Source organism: Plantactinospora sp. WMMB334 (assembly GCF_049179095.1).
GTDB lineage: Bacteria > Actinomycetota > Actinomycetes > Mycobacteriales > Micromonosporaceae > Plantactinospora.
In genome coordinates this window covers 1,188,599-1,207,515 of sequence record NZ_JBMHME010000002.1, presented here as the reverse complement: position 1 = coordinate 1,207,515, position 18,917 = coordinate 1,188,599, and the positions used below count along the sequence as shown (strand labels likewise).

Sequence of the window (18,917 nt, the reverse complement as noted above, 5' to 3'; positions counted from 1 at the left end):
TATCGCCGCAGTGCGGGGGCAACCGCACTGGGAACGGCCAGCACGGGAGCATCGCAGTGCCGGCAGCGCGCCGCTTTGGCAGACGCACCGCACACACCGCCGGGCCACCTCCACGACGACGGACACGCATTCCCGGGCACGTGTCCCCGCGCGGTACGCACCCCTCGAGGACGTCTCCGCGACACGTCCGGCGCGCTCGACAGGTCCGACCCGTCTGACACGTCGGAGCCGTGCGACACGGTCCGAAGCAGTCTGCCAACGCATCAGAACCGGCGACGAGGTGAGAAACAATCATGATTACCCGGGAGAGTTTCGCGGGGTGGTACCGGAACCGCTTCGTGTGGGTGGCGGTGATCCTGCTGGCGGTGTCGGCCGGCGCGGTCGTACTGGTCAGAACGGCCGGCTCGAATGCCGAGCCGGCGGATCTGCAGGGACAGATCCTGACCCGGATGCGTACCACGCTCGAGCAGGCCGACCCGGAGCAGCACAACCACGCCGGCCACGACATCCAGCAGGTGGCAACCGGCGAGGAGGCGAAGCCGGCGGTGATCTGCGGCGTGCGTGTCTACGGCTACGAGCCGGCGGAGGTCACCGCGCTCGCCGACGTGCAGACGGTCTACGGCTTCCACCTCTGCGGGGTCGCCGAGCAGAAGACGCCCTGGGACTGGGCGGTCAAGCTGGCCGGACCGGTGATCATGGACATGTCCCGCGAGCCCCCGGGCATCCAGGTGGTCGAGGCGACGGAGAACGTCATGTTCATCGACCGGCTCCGGCAGATGTTCCCGCCCAAGTACGCGGATCTGGCGCAGAAGGAGGCGCTGGCCGACTCGGAAATGGCCGACCTGCGCCGCCGCTACGACGACGCCGCGGGCGTCTGACCGGGCTGCGTCCGACCGGGCTGCGTCCGACCGGGCTGCGTCCGACCGGGCTGCGTCCGACCGGGCTGCGTCCGAGCCGGGCGGGCCGGCGGCCGGGCGGGCTGAGTACCGCGCCCACCCGGCCTCCGGAACCTCCCCCGGACTAGAGGCTGAACAGCTCCATCACCGGCCCGTTCGGAGCGCCGCCGGAGAGGCTGGCCCAGCCGGTGCCGGTCCACCTGGCGAGGTAGTCGGTCGGCGCACCGTTCGCCTGGGTGAAGCCGCCACCGATGATCAGGTCGCCGTAGTGCACGGTCACCGCGTAGACGGAGGTGTTCAGCACCGTGCCCGGCGCCGTGGTGAACGCCGACCACGCGCTGCCGTTCCACCGCGCGATGTAGTTGACCGCGAGCGATCCGGCGTGGGTGAACTCCCCGCCGACCACCAGCGATCCCTGATAGACGGCCAGGTCCCGGACCCCGGCGGAGACTCCGGTGCCGGACGGCCCGGTCAGCGCCGACCACGCGCTGCCGTTCCACCGCGCGATGTTGTCGGCCTGCACACCGTCGGCGGTCTGGAAGTAGCCGCCCGCGATCAGTGCGCCGTTGTAGTTGACCAGCGACATCACCAGGCCGTTCAGCTCACCGGGATTGAGACCGCCGGCCAGCGCCGACCAGGTGCTGCCGTTCCACCGGGCGACCCGGCTGGCCGGCACCCCGCCGGCCTCGGTGAAGTCGCCGCCGACGACCAGCGCCCCGCCGTAGATGGTCAGGTCCCAGACGGCGGCGCTGTTCACCCCGGTGCCGGACGGCCCCGTCAGCGTGTGCCACTCGGCGCCGTCCCACCGGGCGATGTGGTTGGCCGGCAGGCCACCGGCGTTGAGGAACTGACCGCCGACGATCAGGTTGCCGTTGAAGACCTGGAGGCTGTGCACGAAGTCGAAGGGATACGTCATCACCCCGGTGCCGGAGGAGCCGGTCAGCGGCAGCCAGTCCGAGCCGTCCCAGCGGGCGATGCCCCGGACCAGGGTGCCGCCGGCGTACATGAAGCCGCCGCCCGCGATGAGGTCGCCGTTGAAGGTCGCCAGAACGCTCACCTGGCTGTCGGTGCCGTTGCCGCCGGGACCGGTGAACGCCGACCATGCGCCGCCGTTCCACCGGGCGATGTTGTCGGCCGCCACCGCGCCGACCTGGTCGAAGGAGCCGCCGACCATCAACCCCGGCAGCGCGGCGGCGGCGCTCGCCGGCCAGGCGAAGGCGGAGTCGGCACGCAGCGCGCCGAGGTCCCGGGTCAGGGTACGCAGCAGCCGCCCCGAGGCACCGCGTACCTCCATCCGCAGCGTCCCCGACGCGTCCCCGGCCAGCGCCAGGTCGAGCAGGTTGGCCCCGGCGGAGAGGACCTGGTCGGCGACGAGGACCTGGTCGGCGACGCGTGGCCGGGAGGCGCGCCCGGGCGTGCCGAGGCTGACCCGCAGGCGTACGCCGGGGCCGCCCTGCCAGTCGACGGCCAGCCGGGACCGGTCGGCCCCTTCGGAGTCGGGCAGCAGTGTCGCGGTGAGGCCGGCACCGGCTGCGGCACCGGCCGTCGCCGGCACCTGGGCATGTGCCGGCCGGCCACTCAGGAGTACGGAGAGGCAGATCGCCGCCAGCGCCAGCAGCAACGCGCCGCGTCGATAGATCGTGGCCTCGCGTGGATGACTCATGCTCGGTTTCCCTCCACCAGTCGGACGGTGCCGTTACGGCACAGGACACGGTGACAGGGGGATCCGCCGGCTACCGAGACGCAGCTCGGGCAGCGCAGGCTGATCGCAGATTCCCCCGTGTACGCACCATCGGTGCGTAGATCGATCCTCCGCAATGCCTGGATCACCTGTCAAGACGTCCCGAAGGGCGGCCACCCGATGCCGAGCGGACTGACATCAAACGGCCATGAACGTTTCGGAGGATCGGGCGTGTGCGCGATTGCGTCGTGCCGCACCCGTTGCGCCGGATAGGCTGGACGATATGGGCGAAGGCGCGAAAACGCGACTCGAACGGATTCTCGACATGCCGCTGGCGGACGACGCGGTACGCCAGTGGCCGCAGTCCGGTGAGCTGATCCGGGGCCGGAAAATGATTGCCGAGGTGGAGTCGCATTTCGTCGGGCTACGACTCGCGGTCGGACAGCGGTGGGAGGCTGGCGACGCCCGGATCGTGGAGTGGAGCAACGACTACGGCGACGGTCGGATCTTCCGCAACGTGACGATAGCCGAGGTGCGGGACGGCAGGGCGGTCCAGATCACCGACTACTGGGGCGAGCCGTTCTCCGCACCGGACTGGCGTGAACCCCTGCACGAGAGCCTGGACATGCCGGCGGGCGGCAGGTGGCCGGCCGCCGGTGACCTCGTGGGCGACGACTGACGGGCCACGTGCGCGGGGGCCCTCCGGCGAACGGACACCTGGCACGGACACTCCTGCGGCCCACGGTCACCGTATCCGCGAGGACACCTGTCGGCCCCGATACACTTCCGGTCGCTCCGGTGCCCCGGGCCCGCCGGCGTCGACGGAGCGGCAGCAGTGTCCGCGTGTGGAGGTGTGTCCGTGACAACGCCGAGCCGGCCCCCGCTGGCCGAGCAACTCGACCTGGCGGCGCACCCGGAGGGCGGCTGGTTCCGCGAGACCTGGCGCTCGGCACACACCTTCACGCCCGACGGCTACGCCGGCCCGCGCACCGCCGCCACCGCGATCTACTTCCTGCTGCACCCGGGGGAACGGTCCCGGTGGCACACCGTCCGCTCCGACGAGCTATGGCTGTGGCACTCGGGCGGTCCGCTGCGGCTGCGGCTCGGCGGTTCGGCCGAGGTGCCGGCCGCGGAGTACACGGAGATCCGACTCGGACCGGACCTGGCGGCCGGCGAGCGGCCGCAACTGGTGATCCCGGGTGGCGTCTGGCAGGCGGCCGAGCCCGCCGGTGAGCAACCCGTCCTGGTCAGCTGCGTGGTGGCACCCGGCTTCGACTTCGCCGACTTCCAGCTGGCCTGACTCCGGGCAGCCCCGCCGAGCCCCACCACGCCCGGCGAGGCGACGGTTCGACCTCTACGTCACCCGCAACGGCTGGAGCCCGACCCGGAGTGCTCCGCACCGCCGCCACCCCGACCAGTGCGGCGGCGGCCTGGCCGGCGACCCGCGGCCGGTGTACCGCGACCGATTGACATCCTCTCCGCCCTGAAGGACGGAGATTCCCTCCACGCTGCGCGTGGAACACGCGGCGTCCGGGTGGGTTACCGCTTCTCTGCGCGCTGCTGGGACGAGTCCCGGTCTTACGTGCGCTCCACGGTCGTTGAAGTCCGCCTGTCCGGCGGCCTTGACGTTCTTGGCGGCGTTGACGTCCCGGTCGTGGTGACTGCCGCATGGGCAGTTCCACGCTCGGATGTTGAGCGCCATCTTGTCGTTGATCCGGCCGCAGTCGGAGCACATGCGTGTGGACGGGAAGAACCGGTCCACCCGGCCGAAGGTGCGCCCGTACCGGGCGGCCTTGTACTCCAACATGCTGGTGAAGCTGGCCCAGCCCGCGTCGTGCACGGACTTCGCGAGCCGGGTCCGGCCGAGACCGGTGACGCACAGGTCCTCGACGTACACCGCTTGGTTTTCGCGGATCAACGTCGTGGACAGTTTGTGCTGCCAGTCGCGCCGGGTGTCGGCCACGCGGGCGTGCGCTCTGGCGACCTTCACGACGGCCTTCTCGCGGCGGTTGCTGCCCCTGGTCCTGCGGGACAGGTCCTGCTGCAACCGCTTGAGTTTGCGGGCAGCGCGGCGCAGGAACGTGGGTGCTGTGATCTTCGTGCCGTCGGACATGACCGCGAAGTGGGTCAGTCCGAGGTCGATACCGACCTCGGACTCCACCGGCGGCGGCCTCTCGGCCTGGTCGATGGTCACGACGAACGAGGCGAAGTGCCGCCCGGCCGCGTCCCGAATGATCGCCACGGACGACGGGTCCGACGGCAGGGTCCTCGACCAGCGGACGTCCAGGTCGCCGATCTTCGGCAGCCGCAGTCGGCCGTTGTCCAGGACCCTGAACCGGGAGTTCTTGGTGAAGCGGATGGCCTGCCGGTTGTCCTTGCGGGACCGGAAGCGGGGCGCAGCGAACTTGCGCCCCTTGCGCTTGCCGGTGATCGAGGCGAAGAAGTTGCGGTACGCCGTGTTCAGGTCCGCGAGGGCCTGCTGCAACACCACCGACGACACCTCGCCCAGCCACGCCCGCTCCGGGGTCGTCTTGGCCTTGGTGATGACCCGCTTCGAAAGTTCGGCGTCCGAGACGTACGGCAAGCCCTGCTCGCGGGCCTGCTGGCGCAGCCTGAGTCCGTCGTTGAACACTACCCGCGCGCACCCGAACACCCTGGCCAGCTCGATCTGCTGGCCGGGCGTCGGGTAGACCCGAAACTGGTAACGGAGCTGCACGAAAAGCACCGTACCATGTTGGTTTATGGCTGAACTTGCAGGCATCCGTACCGGTAGACACTGCGTTTTCGCGATGCATGTCCACTTGGTTTTCGTGACGAAGTTCCGGCACAAGGTGTTCACCGATCGGCACCTCACCCGCATAGAGGCGATCATGCGGGACGTGTGCGCCGACTTCGAGGCCGAACTGCTCGAGTTCAACGGCGAAAACAACCACGTGCACCTCTTGGTGAACTTCCCGCCCAAGATGGCCGTGGCCCGGCTGGTCAACTCCCTCAAGGGCGTGTCGTCGCGCCGACTCCGGCAGGAGTTTCCCGACCTGATCCGGCACTACTACCAGGCCAACAAACTCTGGTCGGGCTCGTACTTCGCGGGCTCCGTCGGTGGGGCACCACTGAGCGTCGTGAAGCAGTACATCGAGCAGCAGAACCATCCCGGTTAAGACACTGCTCGGGCCTGACGGCCCGCCCAGCGCGGGCCTTCACCCCCGACCTGACGGCCGGAGCACTGGCCCGCATTCCGGTAGCACGCGACCACGTCGGCGAGGGCCAGCACCAGCAGCGCGCATGACGTTGCGACGATAGGTCCGGCGGCCACGCCCGCACATCCTCCGCCGGGCGTCGACCGTCTGTATCGGAGGTTGTGGTCCGGCCCGTCCGCGGTCGGGGTCCGGCTGTGCCGCCGGATGCGGTGCGGGTTCCCGACCCCGACCGATGTTCCGCCGCCGTCGGGCCGCATCCTCGAAGGCATGACGACTCCACCCCCATCGGGTACGCCGTACCACCGGCTCGCCCGGACCGACCGGCACCGCTGGTGGCGGCCGCTCCTCGGCAGCCTGCTGGTCCTCGGCGGCACTCTCGTGGTGCTCTGCCTCCTGGCCGGTGTCGGCACCGCGATCGCCGCCCTCGCCGGGCGACCGGTCGGCCCGGACGGCGTGCCGGCGCTGGGCACCCTCGGCGAACTCGCCCTGACCCTGGCCATGATCGCCGCCGCGCTGCCGTTCGTGCTCCTCGCCGCACGCTGGGTCCAGGCCCGGCCCGCCGGTACGGTCTCCTCGGTGCTCGGCCGGCTGCGCTGGCGCTGGCTCGGCATCTGTCTGCTCGTCGCCGTGCCGACCGTGCTGCTGTTGCTCGGCGGCAGCCTCGGGCTGCTCGCCCTGACCGGCGGGATGGACGAGGGCGGGACGGGCGATGGCGGGACCGTCGGCGGCTGGCCCGGCTGGGCGGGCTTCCTCGGCGCGCTCGCCCTGCTGCTCCTGCTGGCGCCGCTGCAGGCCGCCGCCGAGGAGTACGTCTTCCGGGGCTGGCTGATGCAGGTCGTCGGCGCGTACCTCCGCACCCCGTGGCCGGCGATCGCCCTTCAGGCGGTGCTCTTCTCCGCCGCCCACGGCTGGGGCACCCGGTGGGGCTTCGCGGAACTGGCGTTCGTGGGCGGGCTGCTCGGCTGGCTGAGCATCCGGACCGGCGGGCTGGAGGCGGCGGTCGGGCTGCACGTGGTGAACAACCTGATCGCCCTGGGTGGCGCGGCGGCACTCGGGGAACTGGCGGCCGAGGAGACGGCCGCGGACGCGCCCTGGGAGATGCTCGTCGTCAGCGTGCTGGTGCACCTCGGGTACGCGGTCGTGGTGCTCGGGCTGGCCCGGCGCCGCCGCTTGCCGACCGCCGCACCGGAGCCGACACCACCGGAGCCGACGGCCCCCGCACCGGACCCGACGACCGCCGCCGAACCGGAGCCGACGGCCCCCGCACCGGAGCCGGCGTCCGCCACCGCACCGCTGCCGGTGGGGGTGGGGCGGGACGGCTGTGACGGGTACCGGCCGGTTACACCCGACGGGGTGTTACCGCGGGGACACCGGGAGGGTTGGCGGGCAGCCCGGCCCGACGGGCAGGCAGGATAGACGCCGTGGACGGCAACGACATGCTGCTCTCCCCCGCCGGGGTGGACCAGCTCCGGACGGCACTGACCAGCGCGGGCTACACGTCGAGTGGCATCGCCGACCGGCTCGGCCCGGCGGCGACCGGCGGCCTGGCCCGCAACGACATCCGGGCGGCGCTGCGGGCCACCGAGGACCGCGACCCGCTCGCCACCCTGATCCGGCTCTTCGTCTGCGCCCAGACCGAGCCCGAGGCGGCGGTACGCGCCGCGCTCGCCCCGCTGCCGCTCGCCGAGGCGCTCGCCGGTGGGCTGCTGGAACGGGCCGGCGACGGGTTGCGGCAGGGCATCGACCTGGAGCCGTACGGGGACTCCTGGTGGGTCCTCTCCGACGTGCCGGCCAGTGCCCGGCCCGGCCAGCCGCTCGCCGCCGACCACGTGCTCGGGATCGGTGGGGCGACCACCACGCTGCTCGGGGCGACGGTCCGGCGCCCGGTCGGCAGCGCCCTCGACCTCGGCACCGGCAGCGGTGTGCAGGCACTGCACCTGGCCGAGCACGCCGGCTCGGTGACCGCGACCGACGTCTCGGACCGGTCGCTGCGGTTCGCGGCCACCACCGCCGCGCTGAACGGCCACCGCTGGGAACTGCTCCGGGGCGACCTGGTCGCGCCGGTGACCGGACGCCGGTTCGACCTGGTGGTCAGCAACCCGCCGTTCGTGGTCGGCCCCGGCACCACCACGCACAGCTACCGCGACTCGGGCCGGGTCGGCGACGGGGTCGCCGCCGAACTCGCCGCCGCCGCGCCGACACTGCTCAGCGAGGGCGGCACCATGCAGTACCTGGCCAACTGGCTGCACGTGGCCGGGGAGGACTGGGGCGAGCGGGTGGCCGGCTGGTTCGCCGGCACCGGTCTGGACGCCTGGGTCATCCAGCGCGAGGTCGCCGACCCGATGGCGTACGTCGACCTGTGGCTGGCCGACGCCAGCGAGGCCGCCGACCCGCAGCGGGTGGCGGCCTGGCTGGACTGGTTCGACGGGCAGAAGGTGGAGGCGATCGGCTTCGGCGTGGTCAACCTGCGCCGGGGCGGCCACACCGAGCCGGTGCTCCGGGTCGAGGACCTGCGGCAGGCCGTACAGCCGCCGATGGGTGAGCAGATCGCCGCCTGGTTCGACCGGCAGGACTGGCTGCGGGCCCGGGACGGCGAGGCGCTGCTCGGCACCAGGTTCCGGGCCGTCGACGGGCTGAGACTGCGCCAGGAGGCGTCGATGGGCGACGAGGGCTGGGCGGTGGACCGGCAGGTGCTGGTGCAGTCGCACGGGCTGCGCTGGACCGAGGAGGTGGACCCGCTGGTGCTGGCCCTGGTCGGCGGGGCCGACGGTCGGGTGCCGCTGCGCGAGCAGGTCGCGGTGCTGGCGCTGGCGCACGACGTACCGGCGGAGGATCTTGCGGAGGCGGCCGGGCCGATCGTCGCGCACCTGGTGGAACGCGGAGTCCTCGCCCCCGTGGCGGACTGACTGCCCGCACCCTCGGCGGGCGGACCGGCCGGCCCGGCGCCGTGGCAGACTGACCGCCGTGCGGGCGGTGGTGCAGACGGTCGGGCGGGCCAGCGTGACGGTCGACGGCGAGGTGGTCGGCGCCATCGCCGACGGCCTGCTGGTGCTGCTCGGGGTCACCCACTCCGACACCCGGGCCACCGCCGACACGATGGCCCGAAAGGTGCACGAGCTGCGCATCCTCGACGACGAGCGCTCCGCCGCCGACGCCGGGGCGCCGCTGCTGGTGGTCAGTCAGTTCACCCTCTACGGCGACGCCCGCAAGGGCCGCCGGCCCAGTTGGGGCGCGGCGGCCCCGGCCGAGCTGGCCGAACCCCTGGTGACCGCCTTCGTCGAGGCGCTGCGCGACCGGGGTGCCGAGGTCTCCACCGGCCGGTTCCGGGCACACATGCTGGTCGAGAGCGTCAACGTCGGCCCGCGCACGGTGCTGCTGGAGCTCTGACCCGCTCTCCGGCCGCCGCCCGCCGGGCGGGGTGTGGGCGGAAGCACAGGGTGCGGTCAGAAGAAGAGCCCGCGCCTCTGCATCGACTGGCGCAGCCAGCCGTCGAGCTGTCCGGGCCAGTCGGTGCGGTCCACGCTGGCGTGGTCGACGGTGAACCGGCCGAACGCGTCGCGGCCCTCGGTGAAGAGCCCGCCCCGCTTGTCGATCTCCAGCACGATCTGCACCTGCTGCGGCGTGGCGACGAAGGTCAGCTCCAGCTGGTTGATCGCCCGGGCGTACTGCGGGCCGGGATAGAACTCGATCTCCTGGTAGAACGGCAGCGTCTGGTGCACGCCGTAGATGTGGCCGCGCTCGACGTCGGCCCGGCTGAACCGGAAGCCGAGCCGGAGCAGGGCGTCGATGATCCGCTCCTGGGCCGGCAGCGGATGCACCGCCACCGGGTCGAGGTCCCCCTTGTCCACGGCGCGGGCCACCTCGAGTTCGGTACGCAGCCCCATGGTCATCCCGTGCAGGTGGTGACCGCCGACCTCGGTCAGCGGGGTCTCCCACGGCACCTCGAAGCGGAACGGGACGTCGTGGCGCTGCCCGCTCTCCAACCGGAACGCACCGGTCAGGCGCTGCCGGTGGAACTCCTGGGTGGTGTTGTACTCGCTGTCACCGCTCTCCACCTCGACCCGGGTCACCAGGCCGACCGAGACGTACTCGACGTCGACCGGGTGGTCGCCGCCGGCGACGTGGACCTGGCCCTCCAGATAGCCGCCCGGCCGGCAGTTCGGGTTGCTGAGCACCGTCTCGACCGACGGACCGCCCACACCCATCGCCTGCATCAACCGCTTGAAGACCACCACGTCCTCCATCCCTCGTTGATCTCGATCCCGTCTCGCACGGTAACCGTCACCGGCAAGCCCTCACCCGCCCGGCCCACCCCGCCCGACCCGCGACCCGCGACCGGCAGCGGCAGCGGCAGCGGCAGCGGCAGCGGCAGCGGCAGCGGCACCGGCACCGGCACCGGCACCGGCACCGGCACCACCAATCCGATCAAGGCATGGAAATCGGGTCAAACATCGCTCGGCGACCTCCCGGATTCATGCCAACCCGACGCTCTCCTCACCTTGGCTTCACGCCCCACCGGCCAAGCTAGGTGTCACCAGCGCGGTTGTCGCTGGGACGCGCCACATTGTCGAAGCGGGGAGGCGACAGATGATGGTCCTGCACAACAGCGAGAGCCACACCCACCCGGCCGGCGGGGCCGGCGCCGACACCGAGCCGACCGGCGACGGCTCCGGGCACGCCATGGTCGATCTCGACGCCACCGACGAGCGCGGCGCCTCGGCCGACCTGGTCCGGGCCTACCTGAACGGTATCGGCCGGACCAAGCTGCTCACCGCCGTCCAGGAGGTCGACCTGGCCCGGCGGATCGAGGCGGGGCTCTACGCGGAGGAAAAACTGAACGCCGACGTGCGGGGGGCACTGCCGGCGCAGTTGCGGGCCGACCTGGAGATCATCGCCAGCCAGGGACGGGCCGCCAAGAACCACCTGCTGGAGGCGAACCTGCGGCTGGTGGTCAGCATCGCGAAGCGGTACACCGGGCGCGGCATGGCCTTCCTCGACCTGATCCAGGAGGGCAACCTCGGCCTGATCCGCGCCGTCGAGAAGTTCGACTACACCAAGGGCTACAAGTTCTCCACCTACGCCACCTGGTGGATCCGGCAGGCCATCACCCGGGCCATGGCCGACCAGGCCCGCACCATCCGCATCCCGGTGCACATGGTCGAGCAGGTCAACCGGATGGTCCGGACCCGGCGCGACCTGGCCACCCAGCTGGGACGCGAACCCACCGTGGCCGAGGTCGCCGCCGCGTTGGGTGTGCCGGAGTTCCAGGTCATCGAGCTCATCTCCTACGACCGGGAGCCGGTCAGCCTCGACCAGGCGGTCGGCGAGGACGGCGAGAGCGCCCTCGGTGACTTCGTCGCCGCCGTCGACCCCCGGGAGGAGCCGGGCGACGCGGTCTCGGCCGGCATGCTCCGCAACGAGGTGGAGATCGTGCTCGCCACCCTCTCGCACCGCGAGCAGGCGGTGATCCGGCTGCGCTTCGGCCTGGACGACGGCCGGCAGCGCACCCTGGACGAGGTGGGGCGCGAGTTCGGCCTCTCCCGGGAGCGGATCCGGCAGATCGAGAAGGTCACCCTGCTCAAGCTGCGCCACCCCTCCCGCGCCGACCGGCTGGAGGCGTACGCGAGCTGATCTCCACGCTCGTCGCCCGGTACGGCACCGGAGCCCTCGCCACCGATGCGGTGGCGAGGGCTCCGGCCGGTCCGGGGCAGGGCGGTCAGCCGACCGCCAGGTCCCGCCGGCGGAAGGTCGCCAGGCCGAGACCGGTCAGCGCGGCGGCGACGAGGAGGAGCACGACCAGTGGCGTGGCGGTCGGGTCGGCGGCCGGCACAGCCGGCAGGTGGGTGAAGGGCGACGCGTTCAGCACCGCCTGCGGCAGGTCCAGCAGTGCGCCGAGCTGGCCGAGCAGCACGCAGAGCAGGAAGGCCGACCAGGAGAGCGCCACGGCGAGCTGCGGCAGCAGCCCGAAGAACAGCACCACCGCGGCGGCGACCACCAGGGCCGCCGGTGCCTGCACCAGCCCGGCGACGGCGAGCCGGCCCACCGAGCCCGGCACGTCGCCGCTGACCATGCCGTAGCCCAGCCCGGTGCTCGCGCCGGCCAGCACCAGCAGGCCGACCGTGCCGACCACGGTCCAGAGCAGGTGGCTGAGCAGCCAGCGGGGCCGGCTCACGGCGGCGGCCAGCACGCCCTCCAGCGTCCCGGCCGACTCCTCGGCCCGCAGCCGGAGCACCGACTGGACGGCGAACCCGCCGATCGCGAGCGCGAACATCGCCATCATGGTGCCGAGGAACGCGTCGACGAGTTCGTCGGTGCCGCCGAGCTGTGCCATCACCTCGGCGGCGGCCTCGTTCTCACCGACGAGGCCGTCCAGTTCGTTGCCGACCGACCCCATCGCGAAGCCCATCACCGCGACCCCGACCGCCCAACCGATCAGCACCCCGCGTTGCAGGCGCCAGGCCAGGCCGGTCGGGCTGAGCAGGCCCCGGGGCGCCTGCGCGGGACCCCGGGCGACCTCCAGCAGCCCGGCGCCGTGGTCGCGGTGTGCGGTCAGCACGAACGCCGTCGCGACGGCGAGGACCGAGAACCCGGCCGGCAGCGCCAGCACCACCCAGCGGTTCGCGTCGAACGCCTGGACCTGGTTGGCCCAGCCGAGCGGTGAGATCCAGGACGGCCAGGCACTGATCACCCGCATCCCGTCCGCGGAGACGTCGCCCCAGGCGTCCCCGGCGGCCCGGAGCAGGAAGGCGATTCCGACGGCGGCCGCGGCCATGCCGTTGGCGCCGCGCGCCGTACCGGAGATCTGGGCGGTCACCGCGGCGATCGCCGCGAACGAGATCCCGATCCCGGCGACCGCGGCGGCCAGGGCGACCGAGCCGGCCGCCGGCAGCCCGTCGGCGACCAGCACCCCGGCCAGCAGCAGCCCGCTGAGCACGTTGGCCGCCACCGTGCTGAGCAGGGCCGCCGCCAGCGGGGCGTGCCGGCCGACCACCGCCGAGCCGAGCAGCTCCGCCCGGCCGGTCTCCTCGTTCTGCCGGGTGTGCCGGATCACCGCGAAGGTGCTGAGCAGCGCGGCGAGCAGGGCCAGCGACGTGTACGCCTCGGCGGTGACCACGGAACCGAGGCTCGGGCCCGAGACGGGTCCGTTGAACGCCCGGGCGACGACGCTGGCGGCGCTGGCGGTGGCGTAGCCGACCCTGTCCTGTTCGGTGCCGTAGAGCGCGGTGACGCTCTGCGCGACCGCCGCGGTGACCCCCGGCACGGCCAGCGCCCAGACCAGCAGCTTGACCCGGTCCCGCCGGAACGCGAGCCGGGTCAGCCGGGCGGTGCCGGTGAACGCCGTCACCGCGCGCCTGCCGAGACCGGGCGCTGGGCGGGGGCGGAGTCGCCGTCGTTGCCGTAGTGCCGCATGAACAGCTCCTCCAGCGTCGGCGGCGTACTGGTCAGGCTGCGTACGCCGAACCGGGCGAGGTGGGCCAGCACCGGGTCGAGGGTGCCGGACTCGACCTCGAACCGGGTGGTCGCGCCGGTCACGGTCACCGCGTGCACCCCGGCAAGGTCGGCGAGGCCGTCCACCGGGCGCTCCGTCTCGACGGTCATCGGTGTACGGGTCAGATGGCGCAACTCGGCCAGGGTGCCGGACTCGACCGTCCGGCCGGCCCGGATGATGCTGACCCGGTCGCAGAGCGCCTCCACCTCGGACATCACGTGGCTGGAGAGCAGCACGGTGCGGCCGGCCTCGCGCAGCCCGCCGACGTAGTCCCGGAAGACCGCCTCCATCAGCGGGTCCAGCCCGGAGGTCGGCTCGTCGAGCACCAGCAGTTCGACGTCGGAGGCGAACGCGGCGACGATCGCCACCTTCTGCCGGTTGCCCTTCGAGTAGGTGCGGCACTTCTTGGTCGGGTCGAGGTCGAAGCGCCGCAACAGCTCGTCGCGTCGGGCCGGGTCCAGACCGCCGCGGAGCGAGCCGAACAGGTCGATCGCCTCCCCGCCGGAGAGGTTGGGCCAGAGATTCACGTCGCCGGGCACGTACGCCAGCCGGCGGTGCAGCGCCACGGCGTCCCGCCAGGGATCGCCGCCCAGCACGCTGACCTCCCCCGCGTCCCTGCGGAGCAGGCCGAGCAGGATCCGGATGGTGGTGGACTTGCCTGCCCCGTTCGGCCCGAGGAACCCGTGCACCTCGCCGGAGCGGACCGTCAGGTCCAGTTCGTCCAGCGCGCGGGTGGCCCCGAAGGTCTTCACCAGGCCGGCCACCGAGATCGTGGTCATCACCCTCCCCTATCTGGTGCCGTCGATGACATCGTGTCGACGCCAGTGTACTGACCGATGGTAGGACGCCGTCACCAGCTCCTGATCGGCGGTCAGTCGCCGGAGGTACGCTGCAGGGATGGAGCGACCACCGCCGCCCGAGAACACGCGGGCCCGGATCCTGCGTGCCGCGCTGGACCTCTTCGCCGCGCAGGGCTACCAGCGCACCCCACTGCGGCAGATCGCCGACCGGCTCGGCCTGACCAAGGCCGGCGTGCTCTACCACTACCCCAGCAAGGAGCACCTGCTGATGGCGCTCGCCGAGCCGCTCATCTCCGACCTGGAGACGGCACTGGAGCGGGCTGCCCGGCTGCCGTGGCCGGCGTCCCGCTGGGCGACGCTGGAGGGGTGGCTCGACACCCTGCTGCGGCACCGCGGCCCCCTCGGGACGCTCTACCACGACATGACGCTGTTCTCCCAGGGCAGCACGTACCGCCGGCTGCTGCGAATCGCCGCCCAGGCGTACGCCCTGGTGGCCGGGCCCGACGCGCCCCGGCTCGAACGGGTCCGCGCCGTCCAGGCCACCGCGATGCTCTCCGACCCGATCGTCTTCTTCAGCGACGTGTCCGACGAGGAACTCCGGGCGGAGATGCTCGACGGGGTGGCCAGGCTGCTGGGCGAGGCCCCGCCGCCGGCCGGCCACCCCGGAGGCCGGGACCCGGACGCGGCAGACGGGTCGGCGCTGGACGACCGCCCCGGCCAGCGGAGCGGCCCGGCCGGATCGGACGAGGCCGGATCGGACGAGGCCGGATCGGACCAGGCCGGATCGGACCAGGCCGGATCGGACCAGGCCGGATCGGACCAGGCCGGATCGGACCAGGCCGGATCGGACGAGGCCGGATCGGACGAGGCCGGATCGCCGACGGAGGCTGGCCCCGGCCGCGCGGACCGGATCTCCGCCGGCCGGCACCCCGGTCCGGAACATGGCCGCCCGGGACGGCGGCGCCGGGCCGGGCGACGGCCGGGGCTCAACCCGGAGCAGGTCCGGACGGCGAGGTCGATGCATGCCGCCGGCCTGCACACGGTGGACCAGATCGCGGCGGGCCTGGGCGTCTCCCGGGCCACTCTCTACCGGCACCTGCGGGCCGCCGACCGGGCCGAGGCCGGCCAGAGCGAGACGGTGAACTATAGCGAGACAGTTTGCGAGACTAATTAGAGACTATTTCGAGACAGTCGGCGGCCGGAAACCGACAGGAGTGCCGACCGGCGCCCGGGTCAGAGTGCCGGGTCCTGCGGATCGAGGTCGTGCAGCGGGAAGACGGCCCTGCGGGTTGCCATGATCGCCCGGTCCACCGCATCCGGCTCGCCGGTCGGCTGCCACGGCTCGTACGAGCCGTCCGACTCGTCGGTCATCCGCAGCGGCACCTCCCGGTCGGGACGGCGGCTCCGGGCCAGGGTCCGCCAGGCCGGCGGCGTCAACGTCGCCGGCTCGACCGGCTCACCGGTGGCCACCGCGAGCAGGTGCGTCCAGGCCCGGGGCACCACCTCGACGAGTGCGTAGCCGCCACCCCCGGTGGCCACCCAGCGCCCGTCGCAGAGTTCGTCGGCGAGCGCCCGCAGCGCCAGATAGCTCGCCCGCTGGCCGTCCACGCTCAACCGGAGGTCCGCGAGCGGGTCCAGCCGGTGGCTGTCCGCGCCGCACTGGGAGACCAGGATCTGCGGCCGGAACGCGCGCAGCAGCGCCGGGACGGTGGCGTGGAAGCCACGCAGCCAGCCCGCGTCACCGGTCCCCGGCGGCAGCGGCAGGTTGACGGCGCTTCCCTCGGCGCCCTGCGCTCCGGTCTCGTCCGGAAAACCGGTGCCGGGAAAGAGAGCGAGCGGCGTCTCGTGCAGGCTGATCGTCAACACCCGGGGATCGGCGTAGAACACCTGCTGCACCCCGTCACCGTGATGCACGTCGACGTCCACGTAGGCCACCCGCTCGGCACCGAGGTCGAGCAGCCGCGCGATGGCCACCGCCGGGTCGTTGTAGACGCAGAACCCGGCCGCCCGGCTCGGCATCGCGTGGTGCAGGCCACCGGCCACGTTGACCGCCCGGCGGGCCTCACCGCGCCAGACCGCCTCGGCCGCCGCCAGGCTCGCCCCGGCCACCAGGGCGCTCGACTCGTGCATCCCGTCGAAGATCGGGTTGTCCGGTGTGCCGAGCCCGTATCCGGAGAAGAGCGGGTCGCTCGGTGCCGCCCGGACCGCGTCCAGGTAGTCCGGCCGGTGCACCCGGGCGAGCGCCGCGTCGTCGGCCGGGTCGGGCGGGACCAGTCGCACGCCGGGACGGTCCAGCACGCCGAGTTCCCGGGCCAGTGCGATGGTCAGCTCCACCCGTACCGGATCGAGTGGATGATCACCCAGGTCGTACGCCAGCAGACTCTCGTCCCAGACCACCACCGTGTCGTCCGACATGTGGTTCATGGTCGCACGCCGACCGGCGATCGACCGCAACCCCCTTCCCGAACACCGCGCGCCGCCGCAGGCCGTTGCCCCCGCGGCAGCATGCGCTTCCGGCGCGCTGCCGATGATCAGGGGCCGCTCGGGCCGGGATCGGTGCCGACCGCCACCGGGCGCTCGGGATCGGTGATCCAGTGGCTCCACGACCCGACGTAGAGAGCCGCGTCGGAGCGTCCGGCCCGGTGCAGGGCGAGCACCGCCTGTGCGGCGGTCACCCCGGAACCGCAGTAGGCGCCGACCCGTATCCCCGGCCGGACGCCGACCTCGGCGAACCGGGCACGGAGCGAGTCGGCGGCCGGAAACCGCCCGTCCGGGCCGACATATTCGGTGGCCGGCACGTTCACCGCGCCGGGGATGTGTCCGGCCACCGGGTCGACGGGCTCCGTCTCGCCCCGGTAGCGGGCCGCCGCCCGGACGTCGACGAGCACCCCTTCCGCCGCCACCTCCGCGGCGGCACGGGCGTCGAGCACCGGCATCCCGCCCGGACGTACGGTCACGTCACCCGGCGTGACCGCCGGCGGCTCGGTGCTGACGGGCAGCCCGGTGCCGGCCCACGCCCCGAAGCCGCCCTCGAGGACCCGGACCTGCCGGTGTCCGGCCCAGCGCACGGTCCACCAGGCCCGCGCGGCCGCCGTCCCGTCGCCTCCGTCGTAGACCACCACGGGGCGGCCGGTGCGCACGCCGGCCGCCCGGAGGACCCGCTGCAACGCCTCCGGGTCGGGCAGCGGATGCCGGCCGCCCGGCCCGGGCGGCCCGGACAGCTCGGCGTCCAGATCGACGAAGACCGCGCCGGGCAGGTGTCCCGCCAGGTAATCTGTGCGGCCCGACGGACCGACGAGCCGCCAGCGGACGTCCAGGACGACCGGTGGCTCGACGGACGCCAGTTCGGCGGCGAGCCCGGTCACCTCGACGAGAAGGTCATCCGGTACGGACACGACGTCCAGTCAACACCATCCGGCCGGGCCCGGGCCGCTCGGCTCGGCCCGGCTCGGCGACACTGAATATCGGTGCTCCGAGGTAGCATCGTGATCGGGAGGACCACTGACGTGAACGACCTAGTCGACACCACCGAGATGTACCTGCGCACCATCCTCGAGCTGGAAGAGGAGGGGGTGCCGGCGCTGCGCGCCCGGATCGCCGAACGGCTGCGCCAGAGTGGTCCGACCGTCAGCCAGACCGTCGCCCGGATGGAGCGGGACGGTCTGCTGACCGTCGAGGACGATCGACACCTACAGCTCACCGCGCTCGGCCGGAGCCATGCGATCTCGGTGATGCGCAAGCACCGGCTGGCCGAGCTTCTGCTCGTCAACGTGATCGGGATGCCCTACGAGGAGGCCCACGAGGAAGCCTGCCGCTGGGAGCACGTGATGAGCGACTCGGTGGAGAAAAAGGTCTACGAGCTGCTCGACCGGCCCACCCGGTCGCCGTACGGCAACCCGATCCCCGGGCTGGAGGCACTGGTCACCCCCAACTCGGACGTCGCGGTCGAGACCGTCGCCGAGGGTGAGCGAAACCTCGCCTTCCCGGGGCTGAGTGGTCCGGTCGTGGTCCGGCGGATCTGCGAGAGCGTCCAGAAGGACAGCGACGTGCTCCGGCAGTTGCACGCCGCCGGCGTGGACCCGGGCGTGACGGTGACCGTGGCGCAGGAGCGGGACGGGGTCATGATCGACCGCTCCGGCGACAAGGTACGGCTGCCCCGGGAGGTCGCCTCCCGGGTCTTCGTCGCCGCGCACTGACCCCGCGCGCCACGGTGCGCCGGACAGCCCAGGATCGCCCGGCGCGCCGTCCTGGAAACACACCTCACCGCAGGCCGGTCAGAGGCTGCTGGTGTCGATCTTCTTGGCGAGGTTGACCAGCTTCGGTGCGAGGGTGTCGGCCCGAGCCTCGTCCTCGCCCGCCGGAAAGGTGAAACGCAGGCTGACCAGCCGGCTGTCGCCGGTGAGCCAGCCGATCTCCACGGAGCTTCCCACGCTTCCCGTCGGCGCCGCCGTGGCGCGGTAGGCGGCCTTGCCCAGCCCCTTCACGCTCTTGCCAGCGCCCGGCACCATCTCGTCGGCGAAAATCGACGCGTCGGCGGTGGTCGGGGTGACCGACAGTGCGAGCTCGGGGCGGGCTTCGGCCTCGCCACGCAGCACGCAGGTGTCGGTCTTGCCGTGCCGACTCGCCGCAGCGACCTCGAAGCGGGTGTCGATGGCCTCCTCGATCGCCGGATACTCCAGCAGCTGGCAGGCGCCGCCGGCCGACGCCGCCGGCGGGCGCACCACCTTCGGGGCCGGCCCGACCGGCTCTGGCGCGGGCTCGCCGGCACAACCGGCGAGCAGCAGCACACTGGCGATCAGGCAGAGCCGTCCGCGCACCTCGCACCTCCCACCCGCCCGGCGTCGAGCGCCGGGG

19 protein-coding genes are annotated in these 18,917 nt (G+C 72.7%); 10 read left to right on the top strand and 9 right to left on the bottom strand.

The genetic code is table 11. From position 1 onward, the window contains the following. Positions 1–293: 293 nt before the first annotated feature. Positions 294–878, top strand: a complete 585-nt coding sequence (locus ACN27G_RS05185) for a hypothetical protein (protein WP_421491625.1) — start codon at positions 294–296, stop codon at positions 876–878. A gap of 142 nt (positions 879–1,020) precedes the next feature. On the opposite strand, the gene ACN27G_RS05180 is transcribed toward ACN27G_RS05185, so the two are convergent. Beyond that, positions 1,021–2,559 (bottom strand): hypothetical protein, encoded by a 1,539-nt coding sequence (locus ACN27G_RS05180; protein ID WP_421491624.1) that lies wholly within the window; start codon positions 2,557–2,559, stop codon positions 1,021–1,023. A gap of 301 nt (positions 2,560–2,860) precedes the next feature. Between ACN27G_RS05180 and ACN27G_RS05175 the strand changes: the two genes are divergently transcribed. Both ACN27G_RS05175 and ACN27G_RS05170 read left to right on the top strand, forming a co-directional pair. Then, entirely contained in the window at positions 2,861–3,256 is a 396-nt protein-coding gene (locus ACN27G_RS05175; RefSeq protein WP_421491623.1) for a hypothetical protein, read from the top strand. 180 nt (positions 3,257–3,436) lie between these two features. Continuing rightward, positions 3,437–3,877, top strand: a complete 441-nt coding sequence (locus ACN27G_RS05170) for a cupin domain-containing protein (RefSeq protein ID WP_421491622.1) — start codon at positions 3,437–3,439, stop codon at positions 3,875–3,877. 54 nt (positions 3,878–3,931) lie between these two features. Here the strand turns inward: ACN27G_RS05170 and ACN27G_RS05165 are convergent, their stop codons facing one another. Next, positions 3,932–5,293, bottom strand: a complete 1,362-nt coding sequence (locus ACN27G_RS05165; protein WP_421491621.1) for an RNA-guided endonuclease InsQ/TnpB family protein — start codon at positions 5,291–5,293, stop codon at positions 3,932–3,934. 25 nt (positions 5,294–5,318) lie between these two features. Between ACN27G_RS05165 and tnpA the strand changes: the two genes are divergently transcribed. The 4 genes from tnpA (at position 5,319) to dtd (ending at position 9,161) form a co-directional block, all read left to right on the top strand. Further along, positions 5,319–5,735 (top strand): IS200/IS605 family transposase, encoded by a 417-nt coding sequence (tnpA, locus tag ACN27G_RS05160; protein WP_421491620.1) that lies wholly within the window; start codon positions 5,319–5,321, stop codon positions 5,733–5,735. A 306-nt stretch (positions 5,736–6,041) separates the two neighbouring features. Next, positions 6,042–7,190: a CPBP family intramembrane glutamic endopeptidase gene (locus ACN27G_RS05155; RefSeq protein WP_421491619.1), complete on the top strand. Its 1,149-nt coding sequence runs from the start codon at positions 6,042–6,044 to the stop codon at positions 7,188–7,190. 5 nt (positions 7,191–7,195) lie between these two features. Further along, positions 7,196–8,680, top strand: a complete 1,485-nt coding sequence (locus ACN27G_RS05150; protein WP_421491618.1) for a DUF7059 domain-containing protein — start codon at positions 7,196–7,198, stop codon at positions 8,678–8,680. A gap of 58 nt (positions 8,681–8,738) precedes the next feature. Then, positions 8,739–9,161, top strand: a complete 423-nt coding sequence (gene dtd / locus ACN27G_RS05145; protein WP_421491617.1) for a D-aminoacyl-tRNA deacylase — start codon at positions 8,739–8,741, stop codon at positions 9,159–9,161. 56 nt (positions 9,162–9,217) lie between these two features. On the opposite strand, the gene ACN27G_RS05140 is transcribed toward dtd, so the two are convergent. After that, complete coding sequence (locus ACN27G_RS05140; RefSeq protein ID WP_421497242.1) at positions 9,218–10,006, bottom strand: sporulation protein; 789 nt, start codon at positions 10,004–10,006, stop codon at positions 9,218–9,220. Continuing rightward, positions 9,988–10,182 carry a hypothetical protein gene (locus ACN27G_RS05135; protein WP_421491616.1) on the bottom strand — a complete coding sequence of 65 codons (195 nt, stop codon included), beginning with the start codon at positions 10,180–10,182 and terminating at the stop codon, positions 9,988–9,990. Before ACN27G_RS05135 ends, ACN27G_RS05140 begins: the two co-directional genes overlap by 19 nt. A gap of 272 nt (positions 10,183–10,454) precedes the next feature. Between ACN27G_RS05135 and sigB the strand changes: the two genes are divergently transcribed. Continuing rightward, on the top strand, positions 10,455–11,405 hold the full coding sequence (gene sigB / locus ACN27G_RS05130) for an RNA polymerase sigma factor SigB (protein ID WP_421497241.1): 951 nt from the start codon (positions 10,455–10,457) through the stop codon (positions 11,403–11,405). 85 nt (positions 11,406–11,490) lie between these two features. On the opposite strand, the gene ACN27G_RS05125 is transcribed toward sigB, so the two are convergent. Next, entirely contained in the window at positions 11,491–13,119 is a 1,629-nt protein-coding gene (locus ACN27G_RS05125) for an ABC transporter permease (RefSeq protein ID WP_421491615.1), read from the bottom strand. After that, positions 13,116–14,042 carry an ATP-binding cassette domain-containing protein gene (locus ACN27G_RS05120; RefSeq protein ID WP_421491614.1) on the bottom strand — a complete coding sequence of 309 codons (927 nt, stop codon included), beginning with the start codon at positions 14,040–14,042 and terminating at the stop codon, positions 13,116–13,118. The genes ACN27G_RS05125 and ACN27G_RS05120 overlap by 4 nt, the downstream gene beginning before the upstream one ends. A gap of 118 nt (positions 14,043–14,160) precedes the next feature. Between ACN27G_RS05120 and ACN27G_RS05115 the strand changes: the two genes are divergently transcribed. Further along, positions 14,161–15,237, top strand: a complete 1,077-nt coding sequence (locus tag ACN27G_RS05115) for a TetR family transcriptional regulator (RefSeq protein ID WP_421491613.1) — start codon at positions 14,161–14,163, stop codon at positions 15,235–15,237. A 59-nt stretch (positions 15,238–15,296) separates the two neighbouring features. On the opposite strand, the gene ACN27G_RS05110 is transcribed toward ACN27G_RS05115, so the two are convergent. Beyond that, on the bottom strand, positions 15,297–16,478 hold the full coding sequence (locus ACN27G_RS05110; protein WP_421491612.1) for an acetoin utilization protein AcuC: 1,182 nt from the start codon (positions 16,476–16,478) through the stop codon (positions 15,297–15,299). A 116-nt stretch (positions 16,479–16,594) separates the two neighbouring features. After that, complete coding sequence (locus tag ACN27G_RS05105; RefSeq protein WP_421491611.1) at positions 16,595–17,458, bottom strand: sulfurtransferase; 864 nt, start codon at positions 17,456–17,458, stop codon at positions 16,595–16,597. A gap of 111 nt (positions 17,459–17,569) precedes the next feature. On the opposite strand from ACN27G_RS05105, the gene ACN27G_RS05100 reads away from it, so the two are divergent. Further along, entirely contained in the window at positions 17,570–18,259 is a 690-nt protein-coding gene (locus tag ACN27G_RS05100; RefSeq protein ID WP_421491610.1) for a metal-dependent transcriptional regulator, read from the top strand. Between the two features lie 78 nt (positions 18,260–18,337). Here ACN27G_RS05100 and ACN27G_RS05095 read toward each other — a convergent pair whose 3' ends face one another. After that, the gene (locus tag ACN27G_RS05095) at positions 18,338–18,880 is read right to left on the bottom strand and encodes a hypothetical protein (protein WP_421491609.1); all 543 of its coding nucleotides are present in this window, start codon (positions 18,878–18,880) and stop codon (positions 18,338–18,340) included. Positions 18,881–18,917 lie beyond the last annotated feature (37 nt).